The 11,509-nt window shown below is 62.5% G+C and carries 10 protein-coding genes; 1 reads left to right on the top strand and 9 read right to left on the bottom strand.

The annotated features are described in order from the left end of the window. Window positions 1–120: 120 nt before the first annotated feature. From rpsO to rimP, 7 genes are all read right to left on the bottom strand, one after another. Window positions 121–390: a 30S ribosomal protein S15 gene (gene rpsO / locus DFR48_RS14395; RefSeq protein WP_112686132.1), complete on the bottom strand. Its 270-nt coding sequence runs from the start codon at window positions 388–390 to the stop codon at window positions 121–123. Between the two features lie 152 nt (window positions 391–542). Then, on the bottom strand, window positions 543–1,472 hold the full coding sequence (gene truB / locus DFR48_RS14390; RefSeq protein WP_114363820.1) for a tRNA pseudouridine(55) synthase TruB: 930 nt from the start codon (window positions 1,470–1,472) through the stop codon (window positions 543–545). Between the two features lie 6 nt (window positions 1,473–1,478). Beyond that, window positions 1,479–1,889: a 30S ribosome-binding factor RbfA gene (rbfA, locus tag DFR48_RS14385; protein ID WP_112686128.1), complete on the bottom strand. Its 411-nt coding sequence runs from the start codon at window positions 1,887–1,889 to the stop codon at window positions 1,479–1,481. A gap of 74 nt (window positions 1,890–1,963) precedes the next feature. Continuing rightward, window positions 1,964–4,618, bottom strand: a complete 2,655-nt coding sequence (gene infB, locus DFR48_RS14380; protein WP_114363819.1) for a translation initiation factor IF-2 — start codon at window positions 4,616–4,618, stop codon at window positions 1,964–1,966. Window positions 4,619–4,717: 99 nt separating this feature from the next. Next, entirely contained in the window at window positions 4,718–5,404 is a 687-nt protein-coding gene (locus DFR48_RS14375; protein ID WP_114363876.1) for an RNA-binding protein, read from the bottom strand. Further along, entirely contained in the window at window positions 5,404–7,011 is a 1,608-nt protein-coding gene (gene nusA / locus DFR48_RS14370) for a transcription termination factor NusA (RefSeq protein WP_114363818.1), read from the bottom strand. Before nusA ends, DFR48_RS14375 begins: the two co-directional genes overlap by 1 nt. A 47-nt stretch (window positions 7,012–7,058) precedes the next feature. Continuing rightward, window positions 7,059–7,667 carry a ribosome maturation factor RimP gene (rimP, locus tag DFR48_RS14365; RefSeq protein WP_114363817.1) on the bottom strand — a complete coding sequence of 203 codons (609 nt, stop codon included), beginning with the start codon at window positions 7,665–7,667 and terminating at the stop codon, window positions 7,059–7,061. A 256-nt stretch (window positions 7,668–7,923) separates the two neighbouring features. Between rimP and DFR48_RS14360 the strand changes: the two genes are divergently transcribed. Further along, on the top strand, window positions 7,924–9,552 hold the full coding sequence (locus DFR48_RS14360; protein ID WP_114363875.1) for an MFS transporter: 1,629 nt from the start codon (window positions 7,924–7,926) through the stop codon (window positions 9,550–9,552). Between the two features lie 6 nt (window positions 9,553–9,558). On the opposite strand, the gene DFR48_RS14355 is transcribed toward DFR48_RS14360, so the two are convergent. Together DFR48_RS14355 and recR are read right to left on the bottom strand one after the other, a co-directional pair. Continuing rightward, complete coding sequence (locus DFR48_RS14355) at window positions 9,559–10,800, bottom strand: lytic murein transglycosylase (RefSeq protein WP_114363816.1); 1,242 nt, start codon at window positions 10,798–10,800, stop codon at window positions 9,559–9,561. Window positions 10,801–10,833: 33 nt separating this feature from the next. Next, entirely contained in the window at window positions 10,834–11,439 is a 606-nt protein-coding gene (recR, locus tag DFR48_RS14350; RefSeq protein ID WP_114363815.1) for a recombination mediator RecR, read from the bottom strand. Between the last annotated feature and the right edge of the window lie 70 nt (window positions 11,440–11,509).

The raw sequence follows: 11,509 nt of genomic DNA, 5'->3' as shown, positions 1-11,509 counted from the left end.
CGGCCCATCCGGCCCGCCCTATGTTGCTGCCCGGGAGCAGTTTCGCTCCGGCCGGGCCTTCGGGACATTAGTCCCGATAGAAAGCCGGCGGACCTCCGCAAGGAAGTCCGCCGGAACATGTTAGCGGCGAATGCCCAGGCGAGCGATCAGGCCGTTGTAGCGGGCCTCGTCCTTCTTCTTGAGGTAGTCAAGAAGCGAACGACGGCTGGAAACCAGGGTCAGAAGGCCACGGCGGGAGTGGTTGTCCTTCTTGTGGCCCTTGAAATGTTCCGTCAGGTTGTTGATCCGCTCGGTCAGGATCGCGACCTGTACTTCCGGCGAACCCGTGTCGCCTTCCTTGGTCGCATATTCCTTGATCAGGGCAGCCTTGCGCTCTGCAGTAATCGACATCGCAGTATCCTTTCAATGTCAGGAGAGAAGACGCCATATGCCGAGATGTCGTCCAGCATTGGCCATGAAAAGCAGGTGGACGGACCGCCATGCTGGCGCTGCCTATAAACCATTCAGGCGAGAATTGGAAGCGCTGATTACAGGCTGCCGCTTCAGGTAAAAACCCGCCGTGGATGAAACTCTCCACCGGCAATCTCGCCGATCGCGACCAGCTTCCCAGCGGCAAGCGCCACCGCTTCCGGCTCCGCAACTGGTGCATCGCGACCACGCAGGATGATCGGATTGCCCATGCGAAGACGATGCGCCTGATCCTCGCTCACCCTGATCTGCGGCAAGGCGGCGAGCGCCTCGCTGGTGTCGATGAGAAATTCGTCCAGCGCCGCCAGCCGCTCGTCGCGGTCCTCGATTTTTTCCAGTGCGACAAGGTCCGCCAGCGGAACCATGGTCTCTTCCGCAAAGGGGGCGACATAGGTGCGCCGGAGGAGAGATATATGGCCGTAGCAACCGAGGTCGCGGCCGAAGTCGCGGGCAAGCGAGCGCACATAGGTGCCCTTGCCGCATTCCACCTCGAAATGTGCCTGGTCCTTCTCGCACTTCAGCAATGTCAGGCGGTGAACCTCGACTTCGCGCGACGGGATGTCGACGGTCTCGCCGTCACGTGCCAAGTCATAGGCGCGTTCGCCTGCGATCTTGATTGCAGAGAACTGCGGAGGCACCTGCGAGATGACGCCGGTGTACCGTGGCAGTAGCGCTCGTATCGCCTCTTCGGTCGGCCGAGCCGTGGATGTCTGCGTTACGTCGCCTTCGAGATCGTCGGTCGAGCGCTCTTCGCCCCACGTGACGGTGAACTCGTAGATCTTTCTGCCGTCCATGACGTAAGGAACGGTTTTCGTCGCATCACCGAGCGCAATCGGAAGCATGCCCGAGGCGAGCGGATCGAGCGTGCCGGCGTGGCCGGCCTTCTGGGCGTTGAACAGCCACTTGATTTTGGAAACCGCTTCCGTTGAACCGAAATCGGCAGGCTTGTCGAGGATCAGCCAGCCCGAAACGGGGCGGCCCTTGGGCTTGCGAGGCTTGGACATGCGTCTCTATTCTTGTTCGTCGTCTCGGTCGGCGTCGAGATCTCGGCTGACTTCGGGCGAGCGCAGCAGCGCATCGATCTTCTGGTAGTTGTCGAAACTGGTATCATCGCGGAAGCGAACTTCCGGCATGTACTTCATCTGCCGCAGTTGCGGGCCGAGGCGGCCACGAATGTACTTCGCATTGCGGTTCAGCGCATCGATGACCGCATTGTGGTCGGGGACGCCGAGCGGCGTCACATAGGCCGTGGCAATCTTCAAATCCGGCGACATGCGGACCTCGGAGATGGAAATCACGGTCTTTTCGATCAGTGGATCGCGTACTTCGCCGCGCTGCAGAACCTGGGTGATCGCGGCGCGAACCTGTTCTCCGACGCGGAGCATGCGCTGGGATGGAGCGGAAGAGGTTGGTCTGGTCATCGTCATCCTGCCTTAAACAAAGCGAGCGCCGGATCGCCGGCGCCCGCAACTTGTTCGGATTGTGATCGCCGGCTTTAGAGCGTGCGCGTAACGTGCTCCACGCGGAAGCACTCGATAACGTCCCCGGCACGGATGTCTTCGTAGTTCTCGAAGGCCATGCCGCATTCCTGCCCGACAGGTACTTCCGAGACTTCGTCCTTGAAGCGCTTGAGCGTCTTGAGCTTGCCTTCGTGGATGACGACGTTGTCGCGTACCAGGCGTACACCTGCGCCACGCTCGACCTTGCCTTCGGTGACGCGGCAACCCGCGACCTTGCCGACCTTGGTGATGTTGAAGACCTCGAGGATCTCCGCATTGCCGAGGAAGGTCTCGCGCCGTTCCGGTGAGAGAAGACCCGACATCGCCGCCTTCACGTCATCCACCAGGTCGTAGATGATGTTGTAGTAGCGGATCTCGATGCCGCCGCGTTCAGCCGCCTGGCGGGCTTGCGTGTTTGCGCGGACGTTGAAGCCGATGATGGCAGCGTTCGACGCCTCGGCAAGCGAGATGTCGGACTCGGTGACGCCGCCGACCGCCGAGTGGACGATGCGCGCACGCACCTCCTCGGTACCGAGCTTGTCCAGCGCGCCGGCAATCGCCTCGATCGAACCCTGCACGTCGCCCTTGATGACCAGCGGGAATTCCTTCATGCCGGAAGTCTGAAGCTGGCTCATCATCTGTTCGAGCGAACCGCGAGAACCCGACTGGCGGGCCGCCGCCTTGTCGCGTGCCAGACGCAGACGATACTCGGAGATCTCGCGAGCGCGGGCCTCGTTCTCGACGACGGCGAACTTGTCGCCGGCTGCCGGCGTGCCGGAAAGACCGAGAACCTCGACCGGCATGGCCGGACCGGCTTCCTTGACGTGGTCGCCCTTGTCGTTGACGAGCGCACGCACGCGTCCCCACTGGTCGCCGGCGACGATGATCTGGCCGGGGCGAAGCGTACCCTTCTGCACGAGGACAGTCGCGACGGCGCCGCGGCCGCGGTCGAGTTCGGCTTCGATGACCGTACCTTCGGCCGTGCGGTTCGGATTGGCCTTGAGGTCGAGGATTTCGGCCTGCAGCAGGATGGCCTCGAGCAGCTTGTCGAGATTGGTGCCGTTCTTCGCCGAAACCTCGACGTCGAGAACTTCACCGCCCATGGATTCGACGAAGACTTCATGCTGCAGCAGTTCCGTGCGGACCTTCTGCGGATTTGCCGTCGGCTTGTCGATCTTGTTGATCGCAACGATGATCGGAACGCCGGCCGCCTTGGCATGATTGATCGATTCGATCGTCTGCGGCATCACGCTGTCATCGGCCGCAACGACCAGGATGGCGATGTCGGTCGCTTGCGCGCCACGGGCACGCATCGCAGTGAAGGCGGCGTGACCGGGCGTGTCGATGAAGGTGATCTTCTGACCGTTCTGCTCGACCTGATAGGCGCCGATGTGCTGCGTAATGCCACCGGCTTCGCCCGCCACGACATTTGCGTTGCGGATGGCGTCGAGCAGCGACGTCTTGCCGTGGTCGACGTGGCCCATGATGGTGACGACCGGCGGACGCGGAAGCAGTTCGCCTTCCTCGTCGGCAACGTCAAAGATACCTTCCTCGACGTCGGACTCGGAGACCCGCTTGACGGTGTGGCCGAATTCGGTTGCGATGATTTCTGCCAGGTCGGCGTCGATGACGTCGCCGGGCTTCATCATCTGGCCTTCTTTCATCAGGTACTTGATGACGTCGACCGCGCGTTCGGACATACGCTGCGACAATTCCTGGATGGTGATGGTCTCCGGTAGCACGACCTCGCGCACGATCTTCTCGCGCGGTTCCTGCATCTGGCTGCGGCGGAACTTTTCCTGGCGGCGGCGCATCGATGCGAGCGAACGGCCGCGCGACGGCGCGCCTTCCTCGTCCACATCGGCTGTAGTGACGGTCAGCTTTCCACGCCGGCGATCCTCTTCACCCTTGGGCCGGGCGGGAACCTTTGCCGGGGCCGGCGCGACAACCTTGCCACGCGCAGGGCCACGAGCGGCGCCGCGTTCCTCTTCCTCTTCCTCCTCCTTCCGGCTGCGGCCGAAGACAGGAGCTGAAGGCGCTGCGGGGCGCGGGGCCGCGGGACGAACTTCGGAAGGACGAACAGGAACCGCTGCCGGTGCCGGAGCTTCGACTTCCTGTGCCTGCGTCCCTTCTTCCTTCACTTCCTCCGCACGACGCGCGGCGTCCTCGGCGGCACGGCGGGCAGCCTCTTCTGCTTCCGCCTTGCGGCGCGCTTCGTCGATGGCGCGCTGCTTGGTTTCCTCGACCTCGCGAGCCTGCGCCTCCACGAGGGCGCGGCGACGCGCTTCCATCTCTCCGGCGGACAGGTCGTGAAGGACGGCACCTCTCGGGCGCTCCTGACGAACGGGCTGTTGCGGCTGAGGTGGGCGCTGCTGCGGCGCGCTCGGCTGGTGAACGCGCGGAGCAGCGGGCGCGGCCGGCCGCGGGGCAGCCGGAGCCGGCTCTGCGGGGCGTGCCTGCGGGACAGGAGCGGAGGCTTTCTCGTCTTCGGGGCGGGTCAGGCGCCGCTTCCGCGTCTCGACCACAACCGCCTTCGTGCGACCGCGACCGATATCCTGGCGCACGGTACCTTGGCTCACCCCCGAAGGTTTCAGGGTGAGAGTCTTCTTGCCCGTTACGCTGAGTGTCTTGTCGTCTTTGTTGTCGGTCATTCCGTTCCCGTTCCTTCGAGCGTGGCCGGATGTCCTACATCGACCGCGTCGCTCAATTCCTGTTCATCGATGCAGTGGCCGGCCGAGCCGGTGACCGCGTCATTGTGGTTTCTGGCCGGCGCCACCCGTCGTTTGCGGCGCGCCGCCGCGATACGTTTTGAGCAGGTTTGCGCGTTTCACTACACCTTCACCCGCCTGCCCTGCAAGCGCCGCAGCATGGATAAAAGCATTCTGGCCCATCAGTTCTTCCATTTCCGCCTCGGACAGGAGACGAAAGGAGGGTATCTCCGCATCGGTTTCCATTCCGAGGTGCCAAGCCTTGCGTGCCTGGTCGATCTTTCTCACACCGTCGGCTGCAGCATCTGCCGCATGAAACACCGCGATGGCTTCGCCGCTGCGAACCGCCAAGTCGACCTTGGCGCTGCCGGTGATGAACTGGCCCGCCTTGCGGGCCATGTTCATCATCCCTGCAAGCTGGGCGACGAGCAGGCGGTCCACGCGTTGGCCGAGATCAGGATCAGCCTTCACATCCGCCTTCAGCGCGCGCGCGAAAAGCTTCTTTGCTACCGCCTTGTCGACCGCCTCGCGGCTTGCCGAAACCCAGCATCCGCGACCTGGAAGCTGCCGCTTCAAATCCGCGACGACGCTGCCGTCTGGACCGGCGACAAAGCGGATCAGCGTCTCCGGCGTTCCGCTCTGCCGCGTGACGATGCACGTGCGGCCGTTCATGTCCGCACTCTCAATGACATCGTCATTCGGCAAGCCTTCCGGCGCATCGCCTCGCATCATTCGGCCTTGTCTTCGTCCTCGGCCACTTCTTCGTCCACGACCTCAGCGGCGAGATCCTCCTCGGTGATCCAGCCGGCCGCCAATCGGGCCTGAACGATCATGTTTTCGGCTTCCGCGCGAGAAACGTCGAACTTCGAGAACAGTCCTTCGAACTTCTTGGTCTCGCCATCCTTGCGCTCGCTCCAGCCGACGAGATCGTCGGCTGCGCAGCCGGCGAAGTCCTCGATCGTCTTGATACCGTCTTCGCCGAGGGCGACCATCATCTGGGCCGTCATGCCGTCGATCTGGCGCAGGTCGTCGGAAACGCCGAGTTCCTTGCGTTTGGCGTCCATTTCCGCCTCGATCTTCTCCAGATAATCGCGGGCACGCGACTGGATCTCCTGGGCGGTGTCCTCGTCGAAGCCCTCGATCGACGCGATTTCGTCGAGATCGACATAGGCGAGCTCCTCGACCTGGGCGAAGCCTTCGGAGGCGAGCACCTGACCGATCATCTCGTCGACGTCGAGTGCATCCATGAAGAGGTTGGTGCGCTCGTTGAATTCCTTCTGACGACGCTCGGATTCTTCCTGCTCGGTCATGATGTCGATGTCCCAGCCGGTGAGCTGGGAGGCGAGGCGGACGTTCTGGCCGCGACGACCGATGGCCAGCGAAAGCTGCTCGTCCGGAACGACGACCTCGATGCGCTCGGCATCCTCGTCGAGAACGACCTTGGAAACCTCGGCAGGCTGCAGCGCATTGACGATGAAGGAAGCCGGATCCTGGCTCCAGGGGATGATGTCGATCTTCTCGCCCTGCAATTCGCCGACGACAGCCTGGACGCGCGAGCCGCGCATACCAACGCACGCGCCGACCGGGTCGATCGAAGAGTCATTCGAAATGACGGCAATCTTGGCACGCGAACCCGGGTCGCGGGCAACCGACTTGATCTGGATGATGCCGTCGTAGATTTCCGGCACTTCCATGGTGAAGAGCTTAACCATGAACTGCGGATGGGTACGCGACAGGAAGATCTGCGGACCGCGCTGTTCGCGGCGTACGTCGTAGACGTAGGCGCGCACGCGGTCGCCATAGCGGAAGGTCTCGCGCGGGATCATCTCGTCGCGGCGGATGATGCCTTCGCCGCGGCCGAGGTCGACGATCACATTGCCGTATTCGACGCGCTTGACGGTGCCGTTGACGATTTCGCCGACACGATCCTTGAACTCGTCGTACTGGCGATCCCGTTCGGCTTCGCGCACCTTCTGCACGATAACCTGCTTGGCGGACTGGGCGGCGATGCGGCCGAAATCCATCGGCGGCAGCGGATCGGCGATGAAGTCACCGATCTTGGCGTCTGGATTGCGGTCACGGGCAAGCTCGAGAGCGATCTGCGTGGAATAGTCCTCGACCTTCTCGACGACTTCAAGAAGGCGCTGCAGACGGATCTCGCCGGTCTTGGAGTTGATATCGGCGCGAATGTTGGTCTCGGAGCCGTAGCGCGAGCGAGCGGCTTTCTGGATTGCATCGGCCATAGCGGCAAGCACGATTTCGCGGTCGATCACCTTCTCACGCGCGACCGCGTCAGCGATCTGCAAGAGCTCGAGCCGGTTAGCACTGACTGCCATTGTCTTATGTCTCCGTCTTCACTGCCGGGGCCTGGCCCTCGAGGCGGTTAGTCTATCGGGGTTTCGTCGTCATTCTGGTTCGCCGCCTGGGCTCGAGCGGCCTTGTCGGCCTTCAGCGCATCGCGGATAAGATCGTCCGTCAGGATCAGCTTCGCTTCCGCCAGCGCTGTGAACGGAATGGTTACGCGCGGCTCCTCGCCATATGCGATCTGGTCTCGCTCGATGGTAAAACCGTCCCCGTCCACTGCCGTGATCTTTCCGCGAAACCGTTTGCGGTTGTCGACCAGAATCGACGTTTCGCATTTGACGAGATGGCCCTGCCAGCGTTCGAAATCGGACTTGCGCACCATCGGCCTGTCGATACCCGGGGAGGATACTTCCAGATGATAAGCCTTGTCGACCGGATCTTCGACGTCGAGAACCGGCGAAACCGCCATCGAGAGCTCTTCGCAATCCTCGACCGTCATGGTGCCGTCGTTGCGTTCGGCCATGATCTGGAGGGTAAGGCCGTTCTGGTTCAGGAGCCGAACCCGCACGAGCTTGAAGCCCATGGCGACGGCCACGGGCTCAATGATTTCAGCGATGCGCCGATCCAGACCGGTTTCCGTGACAATGCGCGGCTCGCGGTCCTGCGGCGCCGGTACTTGTTCCGACACGCGTCATCCTCCTGGATGAATTCTGCAGCTTTCCCGACCGCTAACAAAAAAGAGCGGGTCCTTGCGGCCCCACTCTTCATCTATCGATCAAGAATTTAGGCACGATATACGCTTGCTTGCGCGCAAATGCAAGCTTTGCGAGGAACCACGTCGTCCCGGTGCTATTTTCTCGTTCGAGATCGCGAGAGATAGGCAGCGTGCTTCAGATTTGCATATAGTGGCCCGCTCCGCTTCGAAAGTTGCAGGTGAACAGGACGTGTCGGACCGCAAATCGCCCTTGGCGCCACTGAAGAACGAATTCTACCGGACGATCTGGGTTGCAAGCATCTCGTCGAATCTCGGCGGACTCATCCAGGGCGTGGGAGCCGCCTGGCTGATGGCGTCCATTTCCCGCTCGGAGAATATGGTCGCCCTTGTCCAGGCATCCAACACCTTGCCGATCATGCTGTTCTCATTGCTCTCCGGGGCCGTCGCCGACAGCTTTGATCGCCGCAAGGTCATGCTGCTATCGCAGTTTTTCATGCTGGCCGTTTCGGTCTTGCTCGCCGCCTTTGCCTTTGTCGGACAGATTTCTCCGTGGTCGCTGCTGTTTTTTACGTTCCTGATCGGCAGCGGCACGGCGCTCAACAATCCGTCCTGGCAGGCTTCCGTCGGCGATATGGTGCCGCGAAGCGATCTCCCGGCTGCCGTCGCCTTGAACAGTATGGGCTTCAACATTACCCGAAGTGTCGGGCCGGCACTCGGAGGCATGATCGTCGCCGCGCTTGGTGCCGCTGCAGCCTTCCTCGTGAACGCCTTCAGTTACCTGCCGCTCGCCTATGCGCTCTATCGCTGGCGTCCGGAAGTTCCGCAGACGACCTTGCCTCGCGAGCAGCTGGGTGCCGCCATCTCTGCGGGACTTCGCTATGTCGCGATGTCGCCGAATATCATGAAGGTGCTTTTCCGCAGTTTCGTCTTCGGCCTGACGGTGGTCGCGATCCTCGCGCTCCTGCCGGTGGTCGCCCGTGACATGGTCGCAGGTGGGCCGCTCACCTACGGCATTCTGCTGGGCGCCTTTGGCGCAGGTGCGATCGCAGGTGCACTATCGAGTGCCCGGCTGCGGGAACTTCTTTCGAGCGAGGACATCGTGCGATTGTCGTTCGCAGGTTTCGCCCTGAGCACCGCAGTCGTCGGCATCAGCGGGTCGGCTTGGCTCACCGGGGCGGCCCTTCTCCTTGCCGGTGCCTGTTGGGTCCTCGCACTTTCGCTCTTCAATACGGTCGTGCAGCTCTCCACGCCGCGCTGGGTGGTCGGTCGGGCACTCTCGCTCTACCAGACGGCCACCTTCGGCGGCATGGCGACCGGCAGTTGGCTCTGGGGTCACGTGGCCGAAACCAACAGCGTCGGACACGCCCTCCTTGTGTCTGCACTGATGATGATTGTCGGCGTCGCAATTGGGTTCCGGCTGCCAATGCCGCCCTTTGCGTCGCTCGATCTCGATCCGCTCAACCGCTTCAATGAGCCGGAACTCCGGCTCGACGTAAAGCCGCGCAGCGGTCCCATCGTCGTGCAGATCGATTACGAGGTCGACGATGACGACGTGCACGAATTCCTTTCGTTGATGGTTGAAAGGCGCCGGATTCGTCTTCGTGACGGCGCCCGCAACTGGGCGCTGATGCGCGATCTCGAAAATCCGGAGGTCTGGACCGAGACCTATCACACGCCGACCTGGGTGGATTATGTGCGTCATAACCAGCGGCGGACAAAGGCGGACGCGGAAACGAGCGACCGCCTGCTCGCTCTTCACCGAGGCCCTTCAAAGCCCCGCGTTCATCGGATGATCGAGCGGCAGGGTATTCCGCCGGCCGATGACGTTTTCCACCAGACGCACATCGAGCCGCACTGAGGATCGTCAGCGAAGCTTCGCCTTCAGGCTCTCGTCGGGGAAACAGGTCGGCCGCAGACCGCCTTTCGCCTGCCACTCGCCGAGCGACCTGCGGGTCTTGTAGCCGGGCAGGCCATCGACCTTGCCGACATCATAATTTTTCGCGACGAGGGCCTCCTGCATGGCCAGGACGTCGGAGCGCAGCATCTTGCCGACGTCACCCCACTTGCCGACGAAAGGACCGCTGCCATAGGCGATGCGATCGGCGAGATTGCCGATGAAGAGCGCGTAGAGATCGGAGTTATTGTACTCCTTGAGCACGTAGAAGTTCGGCGTCACCAGGAATTCGGGTCCATGCGTTCCCGCCGGAACCAGCATCATCGTGGAAGCCGTCGCCTCACGGTCCGGAAACGGTTTGCCCGAGATGCGTCGGATACCCGTTGCCGCCCAGATGGAGAGAGGCTGTGCACGGTCCGGCCCTTCCTGGGCACAGGAGACGCCCTCCGGAATGGCGACCTCGTAACCCCAGCTGCGTCCCCTCTGCCACCCCTTGTGGACGAGATAGTTGGCGATGGAGGCCAAGCTGTCGGGAACGGAAGCCCATATGTTGCGACGGCCGTCGCCGTCGAAATCGACGGCGTGCTCGAGATAGCTCGTCGGCATGAACTGCGGCTGGCCGAGGGCACCGGCCCATGAGCCCATCATCTCGTCGGCGCTGACATCGCCACCATCGATCATGTGAAGGGCAGAAATCAGCTCGCGCAGAAAAAGGTTCTTGCGGGTCGACATGAAAGCCTTGGTCGCAAGCACTTCCACCGCGGGATAGGGCAGTTTCGCCTGGCCGAAGCCCGTTTCTCGTCCCCATATCGCGAGCACGACGGATCCCGGAACGCCGTAGGTCGTCTCGATTTTCTGAAGGGTGCGGGCGTGCCGCGTCGCGAGACTGCGACCGGTGGCGGCAAGTCCCTGCAGCCGTTTCTCCGAGAAATAGGCTCCCGGTGAGGAGAACTCCGCCTGACTCTGCTTGCGTTCCTTCGGGGGCTTGCTGCCCGGCGGCACAAGATCCGGCAGGTTCCAGTTGAGATGGAGGCCGGCAGTCGCGCGCTCGAACGCGTTACGGCTGACGCCTGATTTCTGCGCGAGCGGCCACAGATCCTGCTGCAACCACGCCTGGAACCCCGCCTCGATTGCGCCCTTGTCGAGTGCTGCGGCGGGAAGCGGAGAAAGGAACTGCAGAAGGAGGAAGAGGATGGCGGAGTGTCGTCTCATGGAACCTCGCATCACCCGCAATTGGGGCAGATTTCAGATCGCCGTGCGCGCCCTCAGTGCCGCCGACAACGTTCCCTCGTCCAGATAGTCGAGCTCGCCACCCACGGGAACGCCATGGGCGAGACGAGTGATTTTGACGTCCAGCCCCGCCAGATGATCGGTGATGTAGTGAGCGGTCGTCTGTCCCTCGACGGTCGCATTGACCGCGATGATGACCTCGCGGATGCCGCCTTTGGACACCCTGTCGACAAGTCCCTTGATGTTCAGATCGTCCGGCCCGACGCCGTCGAGCGGCGACAGCGTTCCGCCGAGCACGTGATAGGCCGCATTCATCGCGCCCGCGCGCTCCAGCGCCCAGAGATCGGAGACGTCCTCTACGACGATGATCACCGACTGGTCGCGCCGGTCATCGGTGCAGACGGTGCAAGGGTCGCTCGTATCGACATTGCCGCAGTGGGAGCAGATCTTGACCTTGTCGTAGGCGTCGCCGAGCGCATGGGCCAGCGGTCCCATCAACTGATCCTTCTTCTTGATGAGATGCAGCGCCGCCCGGCGGGCGGAGCGCGGTCCGAGACCGGGCACCTTCGCCAGCAGCTGGATCAGTTTCTCGATTTCGGGGCCGGTGACTCGCTTTGCCATGAGCGGTTTCTAGCGAATATCTGCGCGAAACGGAAATGCCTTCAACGCAGCCCTCGCCAGTGGGAAGACG

Source organism: Ciceribacter lividus, assembly GCF_003337715.1.
Taxonomy (GTDB): domain Bacteria; phylum Pseudomonadota; class Alphaproteobacteria; order Rhizobiales; family Rhizobiaceae; genus Allorhizobium; species Allorhizobium lividum.
The sequence above is the reverse complement of the archived record's forward strand: the minus strand, read 5'-3'. Positions and strand labels throughout refer to the sequence as shown.